A 24,297-nucleotide genomic window follows, 5' to 3' on the forward strand; every position below is an offset into this window, starting at 1 on the left:
TTCTCTTCATCGTCTGTCTCCTCAGTTGGAGAACAGGCTAACTCTAAATGCCGGACTTTTCAGGGGAGCAGGTCACCACTTTTCAAGCAACCAATCTTTGGTCACAGGGTCCAGTAACAGATGTTCCGATATGCCGTAGTAGTTGCCTTTCACCATTGCTTGAACCGATGATAAGGGCTTGCTGACAGTTGATACCCAATGATCAGGCTGTGCTAGGAGATATCCGTTAATGTTGGGTGTCGAAAGCTGTGTGCCTTCATCAAAAAGAACCGCTTCACCTTTGTCCAGAGCGCCGCCGATGACTACGACAGTAACGCCCGCATCGTTGGCTGCTAGGTTCGACCACTTGAATGACCTGATGGCATAGAAAATGCGCATTCCATCCTGGAATAAGGGCTTCCAAAAGTTGGACACATGTTGACCTTGCGCGACACTATTAGTTGCAACGAATGCAAAGCGCGTTGGCGTGACACGGGCGTAGTCAAATGACTTGATAAACCAGCCACAAACATAGTCGAGCAGCCCCCACTTTTCTGCTCTACCGTCGAGAAGGAATTTCATGTCATCCTTCTGTTCGGGAGTTTTCCTTGCGTTGCCCTTGTAAGGCGGATTCCCGCATATGTAGGTTTCTCCACCTTCATTCTCAAAGTCGATCTCTGCCTGTTCCAGTGGTGTCTGGAAGAGGTCATCGGAACGCAACCTCACTTTGGCACCTGTTGGTGGACACACAGTCAACCAGTCAAGCCGAAGCGCGTTCCCGCAAGTGATCCAATTCTCTCTATCCAAAGGCAGGAACTCAGCCAGCGCATCCTTCTGACCCCGATAGGTCACGTCGCACTGATATTCAGCGATGATTAGGGCCAGACGGGCGATCTCGGCTGAGAAGTCCCGCAGTTCAATCCCACGGAAGTTCTGGATGCGGATGTCGGAACGAATGAACTCTTCACCGCGTCGTTTGTTGATGGCGAACTCGATTTCGCGCATCTGTTTGTAGGCGATGACAAGGAAGTTGCCCGATCCACAGGCGGGGTCGAACACACGGATGTTGGACATGCGTTTGCGCAGGTTCAGCAGCTTGGCTTTGTTGTCGCCCGCGCGATCCAGATGGTCCCGCAGATCATCAAGAAACAGCGGGTTCAAAACCTTCAGGATGTTCGGAACAGAGGTGTAGTGCATCCCCAAGGCGCTGCGTTCATCCTCGTCCGCCACGGCTTGGATCATCGACCCGAAGATATCGGGGTTGATCTTGGTCCAGTTCAGATTGCCGATGTGCGTCAGGTAGCGTTGCGCGATGCGGCTGAACTTTGGAACGTCAGTGCGGCCAGAGAACAGACCACCGTTCACGTAAGGAAACACATCCGCCCAACGGGGCAGCTTGGCCGCTGCACGGTCCTTGATGGGCGTATCCATGGCACGAAAGAGTTCGCTGATCACCTCATGGGTGTTGGACCCATCGGGGTTGGACATCTGTTCGATGGTGGCCGTGAACAGGTCTTCACCGTTCAGGATGTCTGTGTCCTCGGCGAAGAAGAGAAAGATCAGACGCGCCATGAAGTGGTTCATGTCGGCGCTGCGTTCGGGTGTCCCCCAATCAGGGTTGTCGGTGCGCAGGGTGGTGTAGAGCTTGTTCAGACGCAGGGTGGCCCGCACATCGAACTCGGACTCAGATAGCTGCTTGGTCTTGCTAAGGCCCGCCAGTGGCCAGAAGAAGACGAAGTGGTTCGGGAAGTCCTCATGGGTGCAGGAGACGGTTTCACCCGTGGACAGGTCTTCAGCCTCAAAGGTGGCACCGTCGGTGGCCAGCAGGAAACGGACCTTGTTGCGCTTGGTGTCGGTGGCTTTGCTTTCGCGCAGGGCGGTCAAGGTGTCTGGCACCTGACCCACATCGCAGGTCTTGAGGTGGATGTGGTTGACCTGAAGAACCCCGCCGATGTCGGATTTGTTGGACGCATCAGTGCGGAGTTTCTTGATGGTGGTGGCCTTGTTCCCGAAGGCTTCAAGAAAGCTGAACGGGAACTCAGCCGCGTCAAAAGGTTGCTCGGCCAGATCGGTGATGGCCTGTTCGATCTCAACAGCGTTCATGAAGAATGACCCAAGATGCCACCAACCATGGCATCGTAGCGTGAGGGATCGAACGCACTGCCCGTGGTTTCCAGCACCCGCGTCGTCTCAAGCCGTAGGACCTCCACCACCGCCGTGCGCACGGCTTCAGGCTTGGGCCGATGCCCGATGTGCTGGATCATCCGTTCGATGTGTTCAACGACGATGCCAAGGCGGTCAAAGTCTGTTTGGGTCGGCGCTACCACGATGCGGCCCTCAAACATCGCGGAGATCGAAAGGCCGTAGGCCGCAGCGATGTCCACCAGCCGTTGGGCATCAACCTTAGTTTCGTTATTTTCCCAACGCCAAAGGCTGGTCTTCGGAACCCCAAGCAGCTTTGCACCTTCACCGAGGGAAAGGTCCTTGGATTCACGGGCGTCTTGCAGGATTTCACCAAATGATTTGGCAGATGCATTTTTCATCCTTTTTGTATTCCACAATGTGGAACGTGAGGGAAGCGGAACGATCATATTTCACAATTTCAATTGCGAATCGTTCCGTATAATGGAATACGGGACACATGACATTGACGCAATATCTTGCCACCAACCAACTGACCCTCAACGACCTCGCAAAGCAGTGCGGAACCAGCGCCAGCACGATCCTAAGGGTAAAGGATGGGACCGTGGCACCTTCAAAGCGGGTTGCACGTGCCTTGTGGGATGCCACTGGCGGTCAAGTGTCCCCAAACGACCTCTACGGCCTGCACCACGCCGCAGGACACTGTGTCTGTGGCCACAACGCACCTGAAGCACCGACCACACAACAATAAGGAATACTGTATTGCCCCCACAAACCACAACGTCGCCTCTGACCGCCTTGATTACCATGTGTGCCATCGCAGTCGGCGGATATGTCGGATACGCCACCGCATTTCCGAGTGATCGAAAGCAAGTGCGGTCTTGCATCGCATCCATGCTCGAATCGTCACGGGGACAGGTCGGTTACGGCGAACTGCGTGATAAGTTGTTGGAACTGGATCGTGCGGAATCGGTTGTGGTTGTAGATGAGACCCGCCGTGATTTTGGTGACAGCACTTTGGTTACATTCGTTTACCAAGTAGATGGCCGCACCAGCCGCATCGTATGCGGGCAATGATGTCCTGATGGGCAGTTGATAGTCATCGGCTCCAACGACAACCCACAGTGCATTCAATTGAATAGTTTACCAACTTGCAGCTTCACCAACATGATGAGCGCCTGACTTCAATACCTGAACGACAGGCCATCTTTGAAAGGCTCTGTCACCGCAATGGCATCAGACGCGAACGTTGCCTTCGTTTGATAAACGTTCCAATGGCATATGACTATCAAGTCAGAAATCTTGCCACACGCCGCTACGTCGCGCTTTTGAATCCGCTGTTAGCCGCAGCTTTCACAGAGGCTACGTTGCCCCATCCCCCTGCTGCAAGACGTGCAATGGCAGTTTACCTATATCAACGTGTCAAAGCCAAGCTTGGCATCGCCGATCCGCATTCGAAACCACCTGACGCCCTCCAACTCCTAGAACGGTTTGCAGGCAGCATGAATATCGTCCACATGACTCCGCCTAAACCCCATAGGACAAGTCAGCCTGATCAACGTCCAAAAATTCGCCCTCGTTGATGAAGAAGGCAAGACAGTGACTGATCAATTCCCCTGTTGGCATATCATTCTCGACCGCCATCACCCTCGCTTGGCGATACAAGTCGTCGTCGATGTTTCTAATGGTTTTTCGTGTGCTGCTCATACTGCATCCTCCCCTCGTATTTAGCCGAACTGTCAGACAAGCAGGCGAGGAAACGTAACCTCAATGACCACCTTTCTTGATGACATCCATTCAAACTTCGGCGTCGATGTCGGCTGACCGAAATAATACCAGCGCAACTGGCTGGTTTTTCCCCCGAAGCGTCATTTCGACCGTCCCCCTAGAACAAGGGTGTGCTCCCGCAATGAGAGCAAAACCTAATCCAGATGGAAGGAACGATAATTATGAACGCACATGCATCCACTTTCGGCAAACAACAGGAAACCCCAGAAGTCCCAGCCGAGATTTTTCAAATACTCAACAATATGTATGACACGTCAGACCAATTGACTCTTGTGCCGAGGGAGAACTTCGTGCCTTTGCTTGACTGCAAACTTCATGAAAAGCTACGTGATGCCTCAGATCGCAAAGACCATTTTGCTATGATGGAAATGCGGATGATCATCGAAACAGCCGTGGCCAAAGCGGGCTACGGGTTTTGCTCTTTTGAAACAGGGGCTGCTGTTAGCGTCTTGTTTGAACCGGAAAAGTTCATTGACCTCTATGATTTACTTGAGGCTGACCAAGCCGTGGAAGGTGACGAGGGGCTGAACGCCTTTATCTGGCGGTCAGGTCAATGGGCGCAGCTTCAGTTTGTGCTTGCTGCCATACATTACAAATCAAACCCAGATACACTGGGTCGTTTTGTAAGCAGTGCTTGGAAGACAGGAAAGGGTCAGAGCATCATGACCGCCAACTTTGACTTCAAAACATGCAGCGAACTGTTTGAAGCTTCCAGCCAAAGGGGGCTGAACATGGAGGAAAGCGCCCCAACCAAAGCGATCAGCAAGACACTTTATCGTGGTGGTGCGCTCTGCCCATCATTATCCCATGGCATGTCTTGGACCGAAGATCGGGACATGGCGGTCTTCTTTGCCAAGCGCCTCAACAAGGAGACCCCTATTGTTCTCTCCACAAAAACTTCTGCCAACAGGGTGCTTGCACGGTTCGAACATGAATCCGAGGCTGTGCTGTCCTACGACACCAAACGACCAGTTCAAGTCGAATTTTTGTAAACCAAGAGCATCAGGCCCAACGACAGCCTGACGAAGGATCGGCCAGTCAAAACCACCCGATTGTCCCACTTTGGAACGTCACGATGTGAAGTGGGACATTTCATACTTATAAGTATCTGATTTAACTGAATATTTTCAGATAAATGGTGCCCGGGGGCGGAATCGAACCACCGACACGAGGATTTTCAATCCACTGCTCTACCCCTGAGCTACCCGGGCACAAATGAAGGTCAAAGCCTTCTGGGGGTGGACGCGTGATAGGACGAAGACACTACGCTGTCCATAGGAAAACAAACAAAAAACCGACAAGCGCGAAATCCTGCGATCAGTGCGTCGTTGGCACCTCATCATCCGGCAAACTCTGGTCCTCTTCGCGTTCGGACGGGACCGCATAACCGCCGCTCATCCAGCGTGCCAGATCAACGTCCGCGCAACGGCGCGAACAGAACGGGCGGTAGAGCTTGACCGTCCCGTTCTGGCAAATGGGACATGTCATGACAGCACCTCCGACAGTGGCAAGCGGGCACGTTTGCGTTGCAATTCGTAGTGCCCCAAAGGCGTCCAGCCCGCCAGCACGGTGTCCACGTCATCTGCGCGGAACGCGGCGCGCAGGGCGGCTTCGAAACTGCGCCGTTCCTTCTTGGGCATGGGGGCGAGATCGAGGATGATCTGCCCACCCAGACCCCGCACACGCAAGGCGGCGGGCAAGGCACGCGCGCAGGCGATATTGGCGCGCAGCCCGGCGGCAAAGGATCCATCTGCGCCGGTGTTCACATCTACGGCCACCAAAGCACGGGTGGGTTCGACAAACATATTCATATCGCCGCCCAGAGGCACGCGGGCACCTTGCGCCGCGTCGATGGCATCAAGAACGCCATGGCTTTCAAAGCAGCCCTTATCCGTCACGATATCAGCCGTGTCGACCCAATCTCGCCACGCCAGAACGTGCGGCGCATCGCCCAAGGTCAGCACTTCGGGGTCGCTGCCTTCGTCACCAACGACCTGTTCGGCGAGTTCACGCATGGCGGCGATGTCTTCGGCGACGTCACCCGGATCGGCTGTCGCGGCGGCGGAGCGCAGGATGAGGCCCATCTCGCAGCCCTCCATCCCCTCATGCGCCAGTTCCATCAGCGCATCACGCAGATCATCGTCCCGGATACGGCGCGATAGGTTCAGGCCGGGCGCATCCGGAGTCACAATCGCATGGCGGCTTTTGAACAGCAACTTGTGGGTCACCGGGATGGCCTTGCCGGGCTCGGCGTAGCCTGTGACCTGCACCTGCAACACTTCGCCCTGCCCGATGCCCTTGACCCCGCGTAGATAGGCCGACCCATCCGGGGTTTTCAGAAATATGCCACCCTGCCCTTTGACCGGGCGATCTGTGACCGCGCGGTAGATCGTGCCGGGGCTTGGCGGATCGCCTTCGATCAGCAAATCACTGAGGACCCCGTCCACCATCAGGGCCGCCGCTTCGCGACCGGCGATATGGTCCAGCAATATCTGACGTCCTTTCATGCCCACACCTTCATACCTGCGGCCCGCAAGAGGCCTGCGGTTTCGGCCAAGGGCAATCCGACGATGCCCGTGAATGATCCGCTGATCCAAGGGATCAACGCACCGGCAGGGCCTTGGATGCCGTAGCCCCCGGCCTTGCCTTGCCAGTCCCCTGTGGCCAGATAGCCCGCAATTTCGGGCTGCGAGAGGTTTTTCATGCGCACCGTGCTGACGACATCCACCTCCCACATACGCGCGCCTTGGCGCACGGCAACGGCAGTGATAACACGGTGACGACGGCCAGACATCAGGCGCAGAAAGGCTGCGGCCTCGTTCTCATCTGTGGGTTTGCCAAGGATGCGGCGGCCCAATGCGACGGTGGTGTCTGCACATAACACGACATCATCGGCATCCGCGACAACGGCGGCGACCTTTTCGCGGGCCATGCGGGCGCAATAGGGGCGTGGCAACTCGGCCCGGGCCGGCGTCTCGTCGATGTCGGGCGGGCGCACCGCATCCGGCACAACGCCCAATTGCGCCAGCAATTCAAGCCGGCGCGGGCTTCCTGACCCTAGGACAAAAGCCACGAAACGTGGCTACTTGAAGCGGTAGTTGATGCGGCCCTTGGTCAGGTCATAGGGGGTCATCTCGACCTGCACCTTGTCACCTGCCAGAACGCGGATCCGGTTCTTGCGCATTTTTCCTGCCGTATGTGCGATGATCTCATGGCCATTTTCAAGCTCGACCCGAAACGTCGCATTGGGCAGGAGTTCCTTTACGACACCGGGAAATTCGAGCGTATCTTCCTTGGCCATGGTCTCTCCTTGATTACACAGGCCCGCGCGGATGCGGACGCGCCACTAAATGCGCCTGTTGTCCCAATAATTCAAGGGCTAATCAGGTCAAAGACGTCACGACAGCCCGATCATCCCGCCCCATTTGGGCTTGCCAGTCCCGCCGGTTCAACACGCCCCCGTCGGCGCGCACATGGGCAATCGCGTCCAGTTCAACGTCCCCGTAGACCCAGCCCGGTTCGTTCATCTGACCCAGCGCAATGACCCCGGTGTCGGGAAACCCCACATCCGGCGGGCCGAATATCCCCCCGGCACCGACGGAAATATCGACCGCCTCGGACCACGGTGCCGCGCCAACGACCGATGCCATCACCGTCACGCATTGGTTTTCCAGAGCGCGCGCTTGCGCGCCGATACGCACGCGGGAATAGCCTGTGAGCGCTTCGGTCACGGACGGCACGAGGATCAGATCCGCGTCCATCAGCGCCCGCCCCAAAAGCGGAAATTCACTGTCATAACAGATCAGTATGCCGATCTTGCCCAAGGTCGTCTCAAAGAGTTGCAAAGGGCCGCCCGGCACGACATCCCATGTTTCGGCCTCGAAGCGGGTCATGATTTGCTTGTCCTGCACGCCCACAGCGCCACCGGGCGCGAAAAGGCGCGCGCGATTGACGGGGCGGGTCACGCCCTTTGGCAGGGCGGTGGTGGCAGGGCCCGACCCCGCCAGAATGTGAACACCGAATTGCTCGGCCAAATGAGCGTGCAGCGCATCCGCATCGGCAAGCCGGTCAGCCACCGCATGCAGGGACGCCTCTAGATCAGCGGCGACATCAAGGCCCGCAAGGGTTGCCAATTCCATCGCCCCGTATTCGGGAAAGACCAGCAGTTTGGCGCCATAGGCCTCAGCCTCGGCCACCCAACGGGTCAATTTATCCTCATATGCCGCCCAATCGGGCAGTACATCCAAAGGGTAAGAGGCGGTTGCGATCTTCATCAGTGCAATGTGCCAGAGCGTACACGGACAAGGCAAGAGTGCAGGCTACCATCGCAAAACCTGAATCTTGCATGCGCATGCCCGCTTTATTTCCTGAACGCGCCGGGATATGAATTTGCCAAACCCAAATCTAACCTCAAGGACCCCGCATGCTGAGCAAAGGCGTCACCCTCCGTGGTCTCGAAGTCTTCGAGGCGCTGGCGGCCACCGGGTCCGTCGCGCAGGCGGCCAATGTGACGGGGTTGAGCCAGCCCGCCGTCAGCCAGCAGTTGCGCAATCTTGAGACCGCGCTCGCCACCGACCTGATCGATCATGGCAAACGCCCCATGCGGCTGACGCCCGCGGGCCACAGCTTTCTTTCGCGCGCCGAGGCGGCGTTGTCGCAGTTGCGGCTGGCCCAATCGGAATTGACGGTCATGGATCTGGCGCATCTGTCGGCTTTGTCCATCGGTGTGATTGATGATTTCGAGAATGACCTGACGCCCCGTCTGGTCACGATCCTGGCAGACAGCCTGACCCGCTGCAAATTCACGCTGGCCACGGCACCCAGCCATGAAATCCTGCAATCCATCGCGGACAAACGGCTGCACATTGCGATCTCGGCCAGCGATGGGGCGATGCGCGACGGGGTTCTGGAATACCCGCTCGCGCGCGATCCGTTTATTCTTGTGGCCCCCAAGGGGATGTTTGACCCGGAAAACCCGATGGCGCGGCTGCACGATCTGCCCTTGTTGCGCTATGAGCGGGACCAGTTGATCTCGCGCCAGATCGAGGCGCATCTGGCGCGCCAAAAGCTCGACTTGGTGGACCGGTTCGAGATCGGCAGTCATCTGGCCCTGATGGCCATGGTGGCCCGTCGGATCGGGTGGAGCGTCACAACCCCGCTTGGCTTCATGCGTGCGGGTCGCTTCCATGATGAGGTTGAGGCGTTCCCCCTGCCCTTCAAACCGTTTTCGCGTACGATTTCGCTCTATGCCAGTGCCGATTGGGCTGGCAATGTGCCCACCGACGTGGCCCAGACCATGCGGCGATTGATGCAGACGCATATGATTGAACCCGCGCTCAGCCAGTTGCCGTGGCTGGCGGGTGATCTGCGCCTGCTCGACAGTTAGGGCTGCGTCCGGGTGCGACTGCGCCCTTCGCGCAACATGGACCAGTGCAGCCGCAGGCTTGGCAAAAACAGGAACACAAAGCCGAAGGTGACAAAGAGCACCAGCATGACAGGCACCCAGATCAGGCTAAAGACGAGGCCAAGCGCACCGGCGACCTGCAAGGCACGCCCGTCAGGAAGGGCGCGAGACAGGGCAAAGAAGGCCAGCTTGCCCCCATCCAAAGGCTGCACCGGCATCATGTTGAGAATGAACAGCATGAGGTTCAGCTCAGCCGCAAACCACAACCACGCGGCAAGCTGGAATTGATCGCCCGCGCCGGGCGTGGCTTGGGTCGCCCAGATCGCCTCGGCCAGCAGCGACAGGATCGCCCATAGCGCAAGGTTCACCAAAGGCCCCATCACGGTGATAAATTCGGACAGGCGCATCGGGGCCGCTGCATGCAGACATGTCCCGCCTGCGCCATGCAATGTAATCCGGGAGACGCGAACGCCCTGGACCAGCGCGCCCCAGGCATGACCCAGTTCGTGCAGCAGGATCGATCCGATCAGGATCGCCGCAATAATCACCCCGTCCATCATCGCCTCGGCCCCACCGCTCGCATGGACCCCAATGATCAGGAACAGGAGGAACAGGATCGAGGGTTGCACGTCGATCGGAACACCCCAAGGCCCGCGCAGCCGCAGAATTGACGTTTCGATTTGGTGCATGCGGCCTTGCCTATGGGTTGATCTCGGGGTCACATGACGCTTTAGCAAACGATCAAAGCAAGAATATGGCAAAGCAAGACTATGGCACATCCTTCTATTGTGATCCTCACCGGCGCTGGTATCTCGGCGGAAAGCGGGCTTGGCACCTTTCGCGATGAAGGCGGGCTGTGGGCGCAGCACCGCATCGAAGACGTCGCCACCCCAGAAGGTTTTGCGCGCAATCCGCAGCTGGTCGTTGATTTCTATAACGCGCGGCGCGCGCAGGCCGCGACCGCGACGCCGAACGCCGGCCATGTGGCCTTGGCGCGCTTGCAAGCCGAGCATAGAGGCGAGGTCACGCTGGTGACGCAGAATGTGGATGATCTGCACGAAAAGGCCGGCAGTTCGGACGTGATCCATATGCACGGGGCGTTAAATTCGGCATTGTGCGCGACGTGTGATCATCGCTGGCCTGCGCCGCTTGAGATGTCTGTAGGCGCGGCCTGTCCGGCCTGCAGTGCCGCGCAGGCTCGCCCCGACATCGTGTGGTTTGGCGAGATCCCCTATCACATGGAGCGGATCGAGCGTGCGCTTGCGGAGGCCGATATCTTTGTCGCCATCGGCACGTCGGGCAATGTCTATCCGGCGGCGGGTTTTGTGCAGATGGCAACGCATGTCGGTGCCAAGACGGTCGAGATGAACCTTGATCCTGGTGAGACAGTAGCCTTGTTCGAGGACACGCGACCCGGCAAAGCCTCGCAAACCGTTCCGGCCTGGGTGGATGAGATTTTGAGCTAGGAGGGCGGAGGACACCTCCGCCTTACGTGGCACAGGTATTGATCCATGGGGCTCTGCCCCCGGCCTTCGGCCTCCCCCGAGGTATTTCTGGCGAAAGGAAGGGACGGGCATCAGGCGCGGACGTGCCGCGCCTGAGCATGGATCATTTGGCTGTGATGCGCCCGTCCGTATAGGGCGTGAACGGGCCCTGTTCGGCGAGGTATTCAGCCGTCACATCCGCGAGGTCGGGGCCAAAGTCGTATGCATTGGCCGCGTCCTTGAACATCGCATAACCATCGCCGCCGTTGCGCACGTAGTTGTTGGACACCACGCCGTAGACCTTAGCCATGTCGATGGGTGCGCCGCCGACCATGACGTCACTGATCCGCTCACCTGAGGGTTTGGAGGCGTCAAAAGCGTAAGTCATGCCCGCCACTTGCGGGAACCGGCCTGCGCCATCTTCAATCTGGCCCACGCCGTTTTCGAGGGCCGCTACAATCGCTTCACCCGACACTTCGAACGTGGACAGGGTGTTCTGGAACGGCAGCACCGTCAACACTTCGCCCATGGTTACGGGGCCTGCATCGATAGACGCGCGGATGCCGCCCCCGTTCTGGATCGCGATTTCAACGCCTTGGTCGGCCACGCGGGCCAGCATCGCGTCCGCAATCAGTGACCCCATGGCACATTCCTGCGCCCGGCAGGTGTCACGCCCGCCTTCGATCACATCAGCAGCTTCTGCAACCACGCGGGTCTTCATCTCTTCGATGGGCGCACCCATTTCGGCAATGCGCGTCAGGAACGCCTCATCGGGGGTGACGGAGGCGTCGAGCACAATCGGATCACCCGAGGCCGCTGTGACGTTGCCGTCATCATCAAAGGTGACGCTCAGGTGGCCCAGATACTTGGTATAGGCATAGGCTTGGGCCACAGGCGTGCCATCAACCATGGTCGGATAGGCTGGCGTGCCATCGTCATCATTGCTCATGTAGGTGTGGCTGTGCCCGCCGATCACCACGTCGATGGCCGGTACGGCGGCTGCGATGTCGAGATCCTTGTTCAGGCCCACGTGGTTGAGGGCGATGATGATATCGACGCCTTCGGCTTCGAGGGTGGCGGCATCCTGCGTCAGCGCCTCGATTTCATCCTGAAAGACGACGTTGTCGCCCGGGCTGGAGGTTTCGACTGTGTCCGTGGCCAGCGCCGAGATGATACCGATCTTCTTGCCACCGACCTCAAGCACGACGTGATTTTCGACCTTGCCGTTCAGCAACGCTTCACCCGTGAGGTCCAGATTGCCAGAGATCACCGGAAAGCTGACGGTATCGACGAAATCGGCCAATCCTTTGGGGCCGTCATCAAATTCGTGGTTGCCGACGGCCATGGCGTCATAGCCCATCTGCTCCATGAACTCGGCCTCGGCGGCGCCCTTGTAGGTGGTGTAAAACAGCGATCCCTGGAACGGGTCACCTGCATCCAGCACGATCACGTTCTGATTGTCCAAAGCGGCGCGTTTGGTATCGAGCGCGGATTTGACGCGTGCGATCCCGCCAAAGCATTCACCCTCGGCTTCGCCTTCGGCATTGCAGGTCGAATCGTATTTGTTGATCGATTCAATCCGGCTGTGCATGTCGTTGGTGTGCAGAATGTTCAGCGTGTATTCGGCGGATGCCATACCTGCGCTTATGGCAAGCGTTGCTGCACTGAGCAAAAAACGGTTCATGATAGTCTCCCCTGTTTTGGTTATGGCGACATCGTGACCGCATCCTGAGGCAAGAGTCAAAGCCCTCGTCGCCCGGTTGACCCGACGACCTCTTGCCAGCGCGCCCTTGACCAAAAGACAGGCGAGCGGCATGACGGGCATATGCTGATTTACAAAATATTCCGTGCGGGCGAATGGGCGATGCTGCGCCAAAACACCCACACGACGGGTGCGCCAATTGATGTGGCCGATGGCTACATCCACTTTTCGACAGCCGAGCAGGCGGGCGAAACGGCAGCCAAGTACTTTGCCGATGTTGATGACCTGTTCCTGATCGCGGTCGAGGCGGACAGCCTTGGTGACGATCTGAAATGGGAACCGTCGCGGGGCGGGGCGCTGTTCCCACATCTTTATCGCCGACTGGAGCTGGGCGATGTGCATTGGGCGCAACCCCTCCCTATCGTGGACGGCGTGCATCAGTTCCCGGCAGGCGCAGGATTTGAGACATGAGCGATGATCGACACAACGACCCGACTCGCGCGCAGTTTGAGGCCTTCAAGGATCTGGACCGGGACCAACCCATCGAGATGCTGAACCTCGTTGCCTTCAACGATCTGGCCAATTATCCCGGCGACCACGAGCTGGCCCGCGATGGGCTGACGGGGGCCGAGGCTTACAAGCTTTACGGCAAACAGTCCGAGCCGGTTCTGCTCAAGGTCGGTGGTCAGGTGATCTGGCGGGGCCAATTCCAGACCACGTTGATCGGCCCTGCGGATGAGGCGTGGGATGCGGTGTTCATCGCGCGCTACCCCACGGCGCATGCGTTTCTGGCGATGGTGACGGACCCCGACTACCAACGGGCGGTGGTGCACCGTCAGGCCGCTGTGCGGACATCCAGATTGATCCGCTGCGCCCCAACCGGGTCCGGAGCCACGTTCGGATGAAGGCTGCGATTGAGCGGTTCGGCACCGCAGCGCTGCGCCGGATTGACCCTGAAACGGCCCATGGTCTCGCCTTGCGCGCGCTGCACACACCATTGGCCGCGCGCCCCGGGCCGGTCACAAGCGCCCGTTTGCGCACGACGATTGCCGGTCTGACCTTGCCCAACCCCGTCGGTCTGGCAGCCGGGTTCGACAAGAACGCAACCGCCATCGCCCCGCTGAGCCAAGCGGGCTTTGGCTGGATCGAAGTGGGCGCGGCCACCCCCCTGCCCCAGCCCGGCAATCCCAAACCGCGTCTGTTCCGACTGACCGAGGACGCCGCCGCCATCAACCGCTTTGGCTTCAACAACGATGGAATGGAGGCAATTGGCGCGCGGCTTGCCAGACGGCCCAAGGGCATTCCCGTGGGCTTGAACCTCGGGGCCAACAAGGACAGTGCCAACCGGGCCGAGGACTTTGCGCGGGTGCTGCAATACTGCGCCCCCCATATCGACTTTGCCACTGTGAACGTTTCGAGCCCCAACACCGAAAAGCTGCGCGACCTGCAAGGGCCGATGGCGCTGGCCGCATTGCTGGACGGCGTGATGCAGGTGCGCGGGACCTGCCCGGTCTTCCTCAAGATCGCGCCGGACTTGAGCGATCAGGAGCTTGCAGACATTGCCAAAGTGGCGGCGGATGCGCGCATCGCGGCGATTGTCTGTACCAACACAACGCTGGATCGCACCGGCTTGCGCAGCGCCCATGCCTCAGAAATGGGCGGCCTCTCCGGCAACCCCTTGTTTGAAAAGTCCACGCGGGTATTGGCCAAACTGCACAGGCTGACGGACATCCCGCTGGTCGGTGTGGGCGGGATTTCATCGGCGCGCGACGCCTATGCCAAGATCCGGGCGGGTGCCTCTGCGGTCCAACTCTATACCGGGCTGGTCTATGGCGGCCTGAGCCTTGGGGCCGACATCGCCCGAGGTCTGGACACATTGCTGGCGCAGGATGGGTTCAATTCGGTGGCAGAGGCCGTTGGGCGTAACACAGATGATTGGCTCTGATCCCCTTCATCCTGCCAAATAAATTCCGGGGTCTGGGGCAGCGCCCCGGTTCTCAGACCGCGCCACGCTCAAGCGCCGGATAACGCGCGCCCAACGTCACCCCACGGGCGATGAACGACACGAGCAGCGCCGCCCAAAGTCCGTGATTGCCCATGATCGGCAGCAAGGTGAAAATGGCCGCCCAGTAGATGATGAATGACAGCGCCATCATGTTGCGCATGTCACGGCCCCTACCCGCCCCGATGAAGATCCCGTCCAGCATCCAGGCCGCACAGCCGACAAGGGGGGCGGTCACCATCCACCACAAATATGCGCGCGCCTCGACCTGTACGGCGGCATCCTTGGCCATGACATCGATCAGCCACGGGCCCGCCAGCAAGAATGCAAAGGCCGTCGTGGCGCAGACAACCATGCCCCACATGCTTGTCATGACGGCCGAGCGGCGTACCCGGGTCGGGTCGCGTCGCCCATAGGCGCGCGCGATCAACGTTTCAGCCGCAAAGGCGAACCCGTCCATCGCATAGGCGGTGATATACATGAACTGGATCAACACCTCGTTTGCCGCCAGCGTGACATCGCCAAACCGCGCCCCGATGAACACGAAGGACGAAAAGATGATCATCAGCATAGCCGAGCGTAGCAGGATATCGCTGTTCAAGAGCGCCATACGCACCAGTTTTGCGCGCTCGAAAATGCGCGGCCAGTCGCGCCAGGCCACATGCTGAAACGCCGCGCGACAGAACCACAGACCCAAGGCCGCGCCGGTGAGTTCCGCAATCACCGTTGCAACGGCCACACCGTCCACGCCCCAGCCAAAGCCAAGTACAAAAACAAAATTCAACGCGATGTTCAGCCCGTTCATCAGCAATTGAATCCAGAACACAGCCCCCGTACGCTCCATCGCGACAAGCCAGCCGGTCAGCGCATAGATCGAAATCGCCGCAGGCGCCGTCCAGATGCGAATGGCGAGGTAACTGCGCGCGAGGCTTTCCACCTCACCACTGGCGGGTGACAACTGAAATGCGGCCCAAAAGATCAGAGTCTGCAGCGCGATAAGCGCAACGCCCGCAGCCCCAGCCACCATCAGCGCGCGCGTCAGCCACGCGCTGACTTCGGCCTCATCCCCCGCCCCCGCGGCCTGCCCGACAAGGCTGACGGTGCCCATCCGCAAAAAGCCGAAAATCCAGAACACGGTCGTCAGGATGATGGAACCCATCGCAACCGCACCAATCGGAGCCGCCTCGCCCATCTGGCCGACGACCCCCACATCGACCGCGCCCAAAATCGGCACCGTCGCATTGGATAAAACAATCGGCAGCGCGATCTTCAGCACCCGCCGATGGGTCAGCGGCGCAGGTGGGGCGTCCGTGCTCACCGACGCTGCGGCATTACGAAATGCCCTGTGGCCTGCGCGAAGAGCTTGTCGCGGTTGTCCTGCCAGCCCTCCACATGCACCGAGGCATAGCGGCGACCAGACCGGTTGATCCGGGCGCGGGCATAAGCATCGCGTGGCAGACCCGAGCGCAGATAATCGACGGAGAAATCCACCGTCTTGGGCAGGCGGGGCAGCTTGATCTCGCCCCCGATGTCGAAATCGAGACTGCCGCTTTCGATATCTTCCCACAGGTACGACCACGACAAGGTGATGATCGCCGTCACCTCAAGAAAGGCCGCCGTCACCCCACCATGCAAGGCGGGCAGCAGCGGATTGCCGATCAGCTTTTCGTCAAAGGGCAACACGCCCGTCAACTCATCTCCGCGCCGATCAAAACTCAGCCCCAGATATTTGATGTAAGGCACGTGATCGACCAACGCATGCAGGGCCGCATCGCGGCGCTGTTTGACGACCTGAACGGGTTCGGGTTTCTTCATCGCTTGCCCTCCACGGTAAAGGCGCCCGTGGCGGTGGCGACCGGGTTGTCCGTGTCCTCGTCCGAGGCGGTCGCGCGTACAAACGCCACCGAACGGGTGACGTGGTAACACTCGGCCCGGGTGGTAATCGCCTGGCCGGGCGTGGCGGCGCGCATGTAGTCGATGCGCAGATCCAGCGTCGCGGTTCCGCCCATGTTCGAGGGATGGCTCATGACGGCCGCGCCGCAGCAGGTATCCATCAGCGCCGACACCGCACCACCGCTGATCACGCCGGTTTCGGGGTCGCCGATCAGACGGTCATCAAAGGGCATGGTGATCACGGCCACACCATCCTGCATCTCTGTCAGGGTCATGCCCAGATCGCGCGAATGAGGGATGGCTTCGATAAACTGGCGGGCCAATTTCAGCTTGTCTGGGTCGGACATACACCCTGCCTTGTCTGTTTCTTGGTGTTCGTTATCACGTTATGGGCGCGCACCTGCTTGGGGGCAAGGCGGCTGTTGCTCTTGGGGCGTGCGCGCCGTAGGCTTTTGGTCAGGGTTGGAGAAAGATTGGCTATGGCAGACGACCGCTTGAGCTTCAAAGAGATGTGCGCGCGCTTTGATGTGACGCCGCGTACGCTGCGGTATTACGAATATATCGAGTTGCTGCACCCCGATCGCGAAGGGCGATCCCGGTTTTACGGCGCACGTGAATGTGCGCGGATGAAGCTGATCCTGCGGGGGCGCAAATTCGGCTTTCAACTCGAAGATATTCGCCAATGGCTGATGATCTACGAACGCGAAGGCACCGAGGCGCAGATGCGCGCGTGGATCACTCTGGCAGACGGTCAGCTCAAGGAACTGGACGAACAGCGCGCCCAGCTCGACGAGGCCCGCAAAGAGTTGCAGAACCTGCGCGACAGCGTCGCCGATCAGATCACGAGCGCGGACGCCTGAGCGCTCGCCAGTCGGCTCCTTCGCGACACGGGGCCCTAACTCCATCAAAAGACAGACCTGCAATTGACCCCATGGCGCGGCGACCTACACCCTAACAGGAACCAGATCAGCGTAAAGGGTGGCCTTGGTATGACGACAGGTGCCAAAACGGTGCTGATCCTTGGCAGTGCGCCCAATGTGGTCGAGGCCCGCGGCCTGCCCAAGGCGCTGTTCTCTGCAATCGTGGTGATCAACAACGCATGGCGGGTGCGTGCGGACTGGGATTACCACATCTCACCCGATGACTTTCCCGACGCACGCAAGCCGCCACATCTGGCCCCCGGCCAGTCGTCCATAGGGGCCGCCGACTATGTGCCCGCCAACAATCACTATGGCGGCGTTGTTTATGCGGGCGGCACCATGGCCTTTTCGGCAGGATACTGGGCCCTTGCAGCGCTGAACCCCACCGCACTGGTATTTTACGGCTGCGACATGGTCTACCCAACTTCGGGCCGCGCCCATTTTTATGGCACCGGCACAGCCGACCCGCTGCGCGATGACGTTACCTTGCGCAACCTTGAGGCCAAATCCGCACGGCTGATGGCCCATGCCGCCCAACAGGGCTGTGCCTGCCTGCGCGCTCCGCGCGGGGCCAGCCGCCTGTTGTTTCCGACGATCACCCTCAGCGAGGCGACGGCGGGGATCATGGCCACACCTCAGTTTGATGCGGATGCCTTCCACCGCGCCAAGCAGCGCGAGGCAGAGTTGGGGTATTTCGTGGAATCCGGGCGCTATTGGACGCATGCCGCCTCAATTTGCCCCGAAAAAGTGGATTCGCTGGATCATATGTGGACACAAACGACCGCAGTACCACCCGGCGGGGACGCGATCTCGCGGCCATAGTCAGGCGGGGCTTTGAGACCAATCAGTGCCTGAGCGCGGGCCGGACAAAGCCCCACTGCCGCTTGACGTACTTCACAAACACGTCAACCTTGAAAGTTACGTGACGTACAACTTACGTCAACGTCATAGTCTGGTTGCAACGAATCCCACGCTGCCCCATGTCGTGGTCGTAACGGCGATAGCGAGAAATCCGATGACCGATAAGACAGCAACGATCCGCGAGATGTGTGACGCATTCGACGTCACCCCCCGGACTCTGAGATTTTACGAAGCCAAGGAACTGCTGTTCCCGATCCGAGAAGGCCAAAAGCGGCTGTTTACCAAACGCGACCGCGCGCGGCTCAAGCTGATCCTGCGTGGCAAACGGTTTGGCTTCAGCCTCGAACAAATCCGCCAACTGCTGGATCTTTATGACATGGGCGACCAGCAACAAACCCAGCTGGCCCGCACCTATGAAATTGCCCGTGACCGCCTGTCGGACATGGAAGCACAACGCAACGAACTGACCGAGGCCATCGATGACCTCAGAAACCAGCTCAAATGGGGCGAAAAAATGCTCGCTTCGATGAGCACAACCAAAAACGCTGCCGAGTAAGCGGCAGCGCGATAAACTGCGCCATGGACATGTGGCGATGACGGGATACGCGGCCAGACATGTGCCGCAGCACTTAGGGAGAATGACACGATGCCCAGCTACACACCTCCAACGAAAGACATGCAATTCATCCTGCATGACGTCCTGAACGTCACAGAGGCCGGCATTCCCGGCTATGATGAGCTTGAGGCCGATTTCACCTCTGCCGTTCTTGAAGAAGCGGGCAAGTTGACAGCCGATGTCCTCGCGCCGCTGAATGTCGTGGGCGACAAGGAAGGCTGCCGTTTGGAAAACGGTGTCGTCTACACCCCTACCGGGTTCAAGGACGCATTCGAGCAGGTCAAGGAAGGCGGCTGGCCGGGTCTGGACATGCCAGAAGAGTTCGGCGGCCAGAACATGCCCTACGTGATCGGCACCGCCGTGGGCGAGATGTTCTCTTCCGCCAACATGGCCTTTACCATGTATCAGGGCCTTACCCACGGCGCGGCTTCGGCCATTCTGGCGCACGGTTCGCAAGAGCAGAAAGAGACATATTTGCCCAAGATGGTGTCGTGCGAATGGACCGGCACCATGAACCTGACCGAGCCACATTGCGGCACCGATCTGGGCCTGATGCGCACCAAGGCCGAACCGCAGGACGACGGCACCTTCAAAATCTCCGGCCAGAAGATCTTTATCTCCGCCGGTGAGCACGACATGTCCGACAACATCATCCACCTCGTGCTGGCCAAGATCGTTGGCGGCCCCGAGGGCATCAAGGGCGTGTCCCTGTTCATTGTGCCCAAGTTCCTCGTGAACGAAGACGGCTCGCTTGGGGCCCGGAACGGTGTGGCCGTGGGCAACATCGAAGAGAAGATGGGCATTCACGGCAACTCGACCTGCGTGATGAACTATGACGACGCGGTCGGCTATTTGATCGGTCAAGAGCACAAGGGCATGCGCGCCATGTTCACCATGATGAACGAAGCGCGCATCGGTGTCGGCATGCAAGGCCTGAGCCAGGCCGAAGTCGCCTATCAGAACGCGCTTGAGTATGCCAAGGACCGCCTTCAGGGCCGTGACGTGACCGGTGTGAAGAACCCCGAAGGGCCAGCCGATCCGCTGATCGTGCACCCCGATATCCGCCGCTCGCTGATGGATCAGAAATCCTTTGCCGAGGGCGCGCGCGCCTTCATCCTGTGGTCGGCTACCATGATCGACGCCGCCCACCGTGGTGAGGACAAGGACGCGGACGGGATCGTGTCGCTGCTGACGCCCATCATCAAAGGCTTCCTGACGGATGTGGGCTATGACATGACCATCAAGGCCCAACAGGTCTATGGCGGGCATGGCTACATCGAGGAATGGGGCATGTCGCAATACACCCGCGACGCCCGGATCGCGATGATCTACGAAGGGGCGAACGGCGTTCAGGCGCTCGACCTCGTGGGCCGCAAGCTGGCGCAGGACGGCGGCAAGCACGTGATGGCCTTCTTCGAGCTGGTGAAATCCTTCATCAAGGACAATGCCGGTCAGGACGAAGCGTTCGACAAGGAGTTCCTCGACCCGCTCAAGGCAGCGTCCAAGGATCTGCAGGCGGCGGGCATGTATTTCATGCAGCAAGGGATGAGCAATCCTAACAATGCGCTGTCGGGGTCAAATGACTTCATGCACATGTTCGGCCATGTCTGCCTTGGCCTGATGTGGGCCCGCATGGGCAAGGCGGCCAGGGCGGCGCTGGATGGCGGCACTTCGGACACCGAGTTCTACGAAACCAAGCTTGCGACCGGGCGCTACTACATGGCGCGCCAACTGCCCGCCACGGCCCTGCACCTGACCCGCATCCAGACGGGCGGTGACACGGTGATGGCGCTGGACGCGGCAAACTTCTAAACTCGGTGAGGCGGGGGACACCCCCGCCTTACGTTATCAGGTCGGATTATGCCCAAACGCTTTCGTCTCACCCGCCGTTTTCCGGTCGCCATGACCGAAGACGGCTATCGCCGCCTCAAGCGGTTTGCATCCGAAGCGGGCCTTGATGAGGGCGAGGCGCTGTCGTTTTTGTTCGAGAATTTCGACAGTGTGACCAATGAGGAAAACCTGACGGCCCGCATGCGCCTGTTCAATGCGGAACTGGAGGCGCGCAAACGCTGATCACCACATCTTTCAGGGAGGAAAGATATGAAGGATCTCGATCACGGCCCGCAGGGCTGGATGAGTGATGAACACCAGATGATTGCCGACATGACGGCGCAATTCATCACCAACGAATGGGCACCGCATTTTGAACGCTGGCGCAAGCAGGGCGAGATGGACCGCGAGACCTGGCAGCAGGCGGGTGAACTCGGTCTGCTCTGTCCCTCCATCCCCGAGGAATATGGCGGGGCAGGCGGTGATTTTGGCCACGAGGCGGCCATCCTGATCGAAGGTGCGCGCGCCAATCTGGCCAGTTGGGGCCACGGCATCCATTCCGGCATCGTCGCGCATTACATCCTGAATTACGGCACCGAGGATCAGAAACAGCGCTGGCTGCCCAAGATGGTGTCGGGCGAAATGGTGGGTGCCTTGGCGATGACCGAACCCTCGACCGGGTCGGACGTACAGGCCATCAAGACGCGCGCGATCAAGGATGGCAACGCCTATCGGTTGACCGGGTCCAAGACCTTTATCACCAACGGCCAACACGCCAATCTGATCGTGGTGGCGGCCAAGACCAACCCGGAGGAAGGCTCCAAAGGTGTGTCTCTGGTGGTTCTGGAGACCGAAGGCGCGGCCGGGTTCGAACGGGGACGCAACCTCGACAAGATCGGCATGCACGCCTCGGACACGTCCGAATTATTCTTCGACAATGTCGAAATCCCGCCTGAGAACATCCTTGGAGGGACCGAGGGGCAAGGGTTCTACCAACTCATGCAGCAACTCCCGCAGGAGCGGCTGATCATCGCCTGCTCCGCAGTGGGCGCGATGGAAGGTGCGGTGGACCGCACGATCGCCTACTGTAAGGAGCGCGAGGCCTTTGGCGGGCCGATCATGCAATTCCAGAACACGCGCTTCAAACTGGCAGAGGCCAAGACCAAAACCATGGTCAGCCGCGCCTTTTTTGATGAGTGCATGGCCGAGCATTTGCGCGGTGAACTGACCGTCGACAAGGCCGCGATGTGCAAATACTGGACCAGCGATACACAGGCCTGGGTTCTCGACGAATGCCTGCAACTGCATGGCGGATACGGGTTCACGCAGGATTATGATATCGGTGGGATGTGGACAGATGCACGTGTGCAGCGGATTTACGGTGGCACCAACGAGATCATGAAAGAGCTGATTGCGAGGGCGTTTTGAGCTTTCACAGCGCAGACAAAGTTGCAGACCGACCCTCCGGGGGCGGTTTAATTGGCGAAATGAAGTTGGGATCCACCCCGCTTTTCACGGGCGGCGATACACCGAGGCCAGAAAAGCGGGGCTTCACTTCGCACATGGCTCAGCTCCGCAGCCTGCCATGCCCTTCGTTCATATCCGCATTAACCTTAACAGGGTGTAAAAGGGATCATCTTCATTTCGCCAGATAAACCGCACGGGGGTCCGGGGGTGTGAAACCCCCGGTCCTGCCCTACCCCATATTCAAAAAGGCCCAATATCATGACCCTCAAACTGCATTGCTTTGGTGAAAGCGGTAATTCCTACAAGGCGGCGCTCGCACTCGAACTCTCGGGTCTGGATTGGGAGCCGGTCTTTGTCGATTTCTTCGGCGGTGCGGCGCGCAGCGATGAGTATCGTGCGCTGAACCCCATGGGTGAGGCCCCCCTGCTGGTCGATGGCGATAAACGGATCAGCCAATCCGGCGTCATCCAGCAATATATCAGCGACAAATCCGGCAAACACGGCGGCACCGGAGACGATAAATACGAAGTGCTCCGATGGGTGTTGTGGGACAATCACAAACTGTCATCCATGGCCGGCGTCACCCGGTTTCTGATGAACTTCCTGCCCGAGGACAAACGCCCTCAACCGGTTATCGACTTCAACCTCGGGCGACTCAAAGGGGCCTATACCATCCTGAACGCCCATCTTGAAGCGCGCGACTGGATCGTGGGCGACAGCCTCACAAATGCGGACCTGAGTTGCTGTGGCTACCTCTACTATCCTGAGCCGTTTGGGTTTGATCGTGCGGACTGGCCCAATATCGACCGCTGGCTCACGAACATCTCGAACCTGCCAGGCTGGAAGGCCCCCTACGACCTCATGCCCGGCTCACCCGCCGACCGTGCCTAAGTTTACGTGATCGGTCGCAACGTCACTCTTGAATAGACCGACCGGTCCACCCCAACTGATAGACAGACAAAGACACTGACCGCCTCTGGCAAAAGGACAATCTCCATGACCGAAGCCTATATCTATGACGCGCTGCGCACACCCCGTGGCAAGGGCCGCAAAGACGGCGCACTGCACGAAGTCACTGCACTTCGTCTGTCCGCCCAAACCCTCAACGCGATCAAAGAGCGCAACAACCTTGATGGTCACGCGGTCGAGGATGTGATCTGGGGCAATGTCACCCAAGTCATGGAACAGGGCGGCTGTCTGGCCCGCTCCGCCGTGCTGGCTTCGGATCTTGATCAACGCATTCCGGGCCTCGCCATCAACCGCTTTTGCGCCTCGGGTATGGAAGCGGTGAACCTCGCTGCCAACCAAGTGCGCGGCGGCGCAGGTGAGGCTTATATCGCAGGTGGCGTCGAAATGATGGGCCGGGTGGCCATGGGCAGCGACGGGGCGGCCATTGCTGCGGACCCTTCGATTGCGATGGACACATATTTTGTCCCCCAAGGCATCAGCGCTGACATCATCGCCACCGAATATGGATTTAGCCGCGATGATGCCGACCAGCTTGCCGTAGCGTCCCAGCAGCGCGCCAAGGCTGCTTGGGACGACAACCGCTTTGCCAAGTCCGTGATCGAGATCAAGGACGTGAACGGCCTGACCATTCTGGACCATGACGAATACATGCGTCCCCAAACCGATATGCAATCCTTGGGTAGCCTGAACCCCGCCTTTCAGGCCATGGGCGAAGTCATGCCCGGGTTCGACAAGGTCGCGCTGATGAAATACCCCCACCTTGAGAAGATCAACCACATCCACCATGCGGGCAACTCGTCCGGTATCGTGGACGGCTCAGCCGCTGTGTTGATCGGCAACAAGGAATTTGGCGAAAAATGGGGCCTCAAACCCCGCGCCCGCATCCGCGCCACCGCCAAGATCGGGACCGACCCCACCATCATGCTGACCGGCCCGGTGCCCGTCACCGAAAAAATCCTCAAGGATCACGGCATGGACATCAAGGACATCGACCTGTTCGAGGTAAACGAGGCTTTTGCCTCCGTCGTGCTGCGCTTCATGCAGGCCTTCGATGTGGACCACGACAAGGTAAACGTGAACGGCGGGTCCATCGCGATGGGTCACCCCCTCGGCGCGACCGGTGCCATGATCATCGGCACATTGCTGGACGAGATGGAGCGTGCGGACAAAGAGGTTGGCCTTGCCACCTTGTGCATCGCTTCGGGCATGGGTGCCGCCACCATTATCGAGCGGGTCTGAG

Annotated in this window: 27 protein-coding genes and 1 tRNA gene; 14 read left to right on the plus strand and 14 right to left on the minus strand. The window is 59.3% G+C overall.

Annotated features, from left to right (window positions below; translation table 11 throughout):
• Window positions 1–72: 72 nt before the first annotated feature.
• The 3 genes from Q0908_RS12160 to Q0908_RS12170 all read right to left on the minus strand — a co-directional run bounded on the left by Q0908_RS12160 (window position 73) and on the right by Q0908_RS12170 (window position 3,828).
• A complete protein-coding gene (locus Q0908_RS12160; RefSeq protein ID WP_299284508.1) occupies window positions 73–2,082 on the minus strand; it encodes a DNA methyltransferase in 2,010 nt (669 codons plus the stop codon).
• A complete protein-coding gene (locus Q0908_RS12165; RefSeq protein ID WP_299284511.1) occupies window positions 2,079–2,570 on the minus strand; it encodes a helix-turn-helix transcriptional regulator in 492 nt (163 codons plus the stop codon). The genes Q0908_RS12160 and Q0908_RS12165 overlap by 4 nt, the downstream gene beginning before the upstream one ends.
• Window positions 2,571–3,648: 1,078 nt before the next feature.
• Entirely contained in the window at window positions 3,649–3,828 is a 180-nt protein-coding gene (locus Q0908_RS12170; RefSeq protein ID WP_299284514.1) for a hypothetical protein, read from the minus strand.
• Window positions 3,829–4,070: 242 nt separating this feature from the next.
• On the opposite strand from Q0908_RS12170, the gene Q0908_RS12175 reads away from it, so the two are divergent.
• The gene (locus Q0908_RS12175) at window positions 4,071–4,901 is read left to right on the plus strand and encodes a hypothetical protein (protein ID WP_299284517.1); all 831 of its coding nucleotides are present in this window, start codon (window positions 4,071–4,073) and stop codon (window positions 4,899–4,901) included.
• 144 nt (window positions 4,902–5,045) lie between these two features.
• Here the strand turns inward: Q0908_RS12175 and Q0908_RS12180 are convergent.
• The 6 genes from Q0908_RS12180 to Q0908_RS12205 all read right to left on the minus strand — a co-directional run bounded on the left by Q0908_RS12180 (window position 5,046) and on the right by Q0908_RS12205 (window position 8,183).
• Window positions 5,046–5,120, minus strand: a tRNA-Phe gene (locus tag Q0908_RS12180).
• Window positions 5,121–5,226: 106 nt separating this feature from the next.
• Window positions 5,227–5,397, minus strand: a complete 171-nt coding sequence (gene yacG / locus Q0908_RS12185; RefSeq protein ID WP_299284520.1) for a DNA gyrase inhibitor YacG — start codon at window positions 5,395–5,397, stop codon at window positions 5,227–5,229.
• Window positions 5,394–6,416 carry a ribonuclease E/G gene (locus tag Q0908_RS12190; protein WP_299284523.1) on the minus strand — a complete coding sequence of 341 codons (1,023 nt, stop codon included), beginning with the start codon at window positions 6,414–6,416 and terminating at the stop codon, window positions 5,394–5,396. Before Q0908_RS12190 ends, yacG begins: the two co-directional genes overlap by 4 nt.
• Window positions 6,413–6,982 carry a Maf family protein gene (locus tag Q0908_RS12195; protein ID WP_299284525.1) on the minus strand — a complete coding sequence of 190 codons (570 nt, stop codon included), beginning with the start codon at window positions 6,980–6,982 and terminating at the stop codon, window positions 6,413–6,415. The genes Q0908_RS12190 and Q0908_RS12195 overlap by 4 nt, the downstream gene beginning before the upstream one ends.
• A gap of 9 nt (window positions 6,983–6,991) precedes the next feature.
• Window positions 6,992–7,210, minus strand: a complete 219-nt coding sequence (infA, locus tag Q0908_RS12200; protein WP_005978431.1) for a translation initiation factor IF-1 — start codon at window positions 7,208–7,210, stop codon at window positions 6,992–6,994.
• Window positions 7,211–7,292: 82 nt separating this feature from the next.
• Window positions 7,293–8,183 carry a carbon-nitrogen hydrolase family protein gene (locus tag Q0908_RS12205; protein ID WP_299284528.1) on the minus strand — a complete coding sequence of 297 codons (891 nt, stop codon included), beginning with the start codon at window positions 8,181–8,183 and terminating at the stop codon, window positions 7,293–7,295.
• 149 nt (window positions 8,184–8,332) lie between these two features.
• Between Q0908_RS12205 and Q0908_RS12210 the strand changes: the two genes are divergently transcribed.
• Window positions 8,333–9,295 (plus strand): LysR family transcriptional regulator, encoded by a 963-nt coding sequence (locus Q0908_RS12210; protein WP_299284531.1) that lies wholly within the window; start codon window positions 8,333–8,335, stop codon window positions 9,293–9,295.
• Here the strand turns inward: Q0908_RS12210 and Q0908_RS12215 are convergent.
• Window positions 9,292–10,002 (minus strand): site-2 protease family protein, encoded by a 711-nt coding sequence (locus Q0908_RS12215; protein WP_299284534.1) that lies wholly within the window; start codon window positions 10,000–10,002, stop codon window positions 9,292–9,294. The genes Q0908_RS12210 and Q0908_RS12215 overlap by 4 nt on opposite strands.
• Window positions 10,003–10,083: 81 nt before the next feature.
• Between Q0908_RS12215 and Q0908_RS12220 the strand changes: the two genes are divergently transcribed.
• Window positions 10,084–10,779: an NAD-dependent deacylase gene (locus Q0908_RS12220; RefSeq protein WP_299284537.1), complete on the plus strand. Its 696-nt coding sequence runs from the start codon at window positions 10,084–10,086 to the stop codon at window positions 10,777–10,779.
• 142 nt (window positions 10,780–10,921) lie between these two features.
• Here Q0908_RS12220 and Q0908_RS12225 read toward each other — a convergent pair whose 3' ends face one another.
• The gene (locus Q0908_RS12225) at window positions 10,922–12,484 is read right to left on the minus strand and encodes a 5'-nucleotidase C-terminal domain-containing protein (RefSeq protein WP_299284994.1); all 1,563 of its coding nucleotides are present in this window, start codon (window positions 12,482–12,484) and stop codon (window positions 10,922–10,924) included.
• 138 nt (window positions 12,485–12,622) lie between these two features.
• On the opposite strand from Q0908_RS12225, the gene Q0908_RS12230 reads away from it, so the two are divergent.
• The 3 genes from Q0908_RS12230 to Q0908_RS12240 are packed head-to-tail and all read left to right on the plus strand — an operon-like array spanning window position 12,623 to window position 14,444.
• Window positions 12,623–12,970 (plus strand): DUF952 domain-containing protein, encoded by a 348-nt coding sequence (locus tag Q0908_RS12230; RefSeq protein WP_299284540.1) that lies wholly within the window; start codon window positions 12,623–12,625, stop codon window positions 12,968–12,970.
• Entirely contained in the window at window positions 12,967–13,404 is a 438-nt protein-coding gene (locus tag Q0908_RS12235; RefSeq protein ID WP_299284543.1) for a DUF1330 domain-containing protein, read from the plus strand. Before Q0908_RS12230 ends, Q0908_RS12235 begins: the two co-directional genes overlap by 4 nt.
• Complete coding sequence (locus Q0908_RS12240) at window positions 13,401–14,444, plus strand: quinone-dependent dihydroorotate dehydrogenase (protein WP_299284546.1); 1,044 nt, start codon at window positions 13,401–13,403, stop codon at window positions 14,442–14,444. Before Q0908_RS12235 ends, Q0908_RS12240 begins: the two co-directional genes overlap by 4 nt.
• Window positions 14,445–14,496: 52 nt before the next feature.
• On the opposite strand, the gene Q0908_RS12245 is transcribed toward Q0908_RS12240, so the two are convergent.
• From Q0908_RS12245 to Q0908_RS12255, 3 genes are read right to left on the minus strand one after another with little or no spacing between them, the layout of a single operon-like run.
• Complete coding sequence (locus Q0908_RS12245; RefSeq protein ID WP_299284548.1) at window positions 14,497–15,819, minus strand: MATE family efflux transporter; 1,323 nt, start codon at window positions 15,817–15,819, stop codon at window positions 14,497–14,499.
• On the minus strand, window positions 15,816–16,316 hold the full coding sequence (locus Q0908_RS12250) for a PaaI family thioesterase (RefSeq protein ID WP_299284550.1): 501 nt from the start codon (window positions 16,314–16,316) through the stop codon (window positions 15,816–15,818). Before Q0908_RS12250 ends, Q0908_RS12245 begins: the two co-directional genes overlap by 4 nt.
• Window positions 16,313–16,741 carry a PaaI family thioesterase gene (locus tag Q0908_RS12255; RefSeq protein WP_299284553.1) on the minus strand — a complete coding sequence of 143 codons (429 nt, stop codon included), beginning with the start codon at window positions 16,739–16,741 and terminating at the stop codon, window positions 16,313–16,315. Before Q0908_RS12255 ends, Q0908_RS12250 begins: the two co-directional genes overlap by 4 nt.
• Before the next feature lie 132 nt (window positions 16,742–16,873).
• Here Q0908_RS12255 and Q0908_RS12260 point away from each other — a divergent pair, with 132 nt between their 5' ends.
• From Q0908_RS12260 to Q0908_RS12295, 8 genes are all read left to right on the plus strand, one after another.
• Entirely contained in the window at window positions 16,874–17,254 is a 381-nt protein-coding gene (locus tag Q0908_RS12260) for a MerR family DNA-binding transcriptional regulator (protein ID WP_299284556.1), read from the plus strand.
• 129 nt (window positions 17,255–17,383) lie between these two features.
• The gene (locus Q0908_RS12265) at window positions 17,384–18,136 is read left to right on the plus strand and encodes a hypothetical protein (RefSeq protein WP_299284559.1); all 753 of its coding nucleotides are present in this window, start codon (window positions 17,384–17,386) and stop codon (window positions 18,134–18,136) included.
• A 193-nt stretch (window positions 18,137–18,329) separates the two neighbouring features.
• Entirely contained in the window at window positions 18,330–18,731 is a 402-nt protein-coding gene (locus Q0908_RS12270; protein WP_299284562.1) for a MerR family DNA-binding transcriptional regulator, read from the plus strand.
• Between the two features lie 90 nt (window positions 18,732–18,821).
• A complete protein-coding gene (locus Q0908_RS12275; protein WP_299284565.1) occupies window positions 18,822–20,603 on the plus strand; it encodes an acyl-CoA dehydrogenase C-terminal domain-containing protein in 1,782 nt (593 codons plus the stop codon).
• Between the two features lie 48 nt (window positions 20,604–20,651).
• Window positions 20,652–20,864 (plus strand): hypothetical protein, encoded by a 213-nt coding sequence (locus Q0908_RS12280; protein ID WP_299284568.1) that lies wholly within the window; start codon window positions 20,652–20,654, stop codon window positions 20,862–20,864.
• Window positions 20,865–20,891: 27 nt separating this feature from the next.
• Window positions 20,892–22,049, plus strand: coding sequence for an acyl-CoA dehydrogenase family protein (locus Q0908_RS12285; protein ID WP_299284571.1), 1,158 nt, complete (start codon window positions 20,892–20,894; stop codon window positions 22,047–22,049).
• A 297-nt stretch (window positions 22,050–22,346) separates the two neighbouring features.
• Window positions 22,347–22,979, plus strand: a complete 633-nt coding sequence (locus Q0908_RS12290; protein ID WP_299284574.1) for a glutathione S-transferase — start codon at window positions 22,347–22,349, stop codon at window positions 22,977–22,979.
• Window positions 22,980–23,084: 105 nt separating this feature from the next.
• Complete coding sequence (locus Q0908_RS12295) at window positions 23,085–24,296, plus strand: acetyl-CoA C-acetyltransferase (RefSeq protein ID WP_299284577.1); 1,212 nt, start codon at window positions 23,085–23,087, stop codon at window positions 24,294–24,296.
• The last annotated feature ends 1 nt before the right edge of the window (window position 24,297 follow it).

The sequence above is a fragment of the uncultured Tateyamaria sp. genome, assembly GCF_947494755.1.
Lineage (GTDB): Bacteria > Pseudomonadota > Alphaproteobacteria > Rhodobacterales > Rhodobacteraceae > Tateyamaria.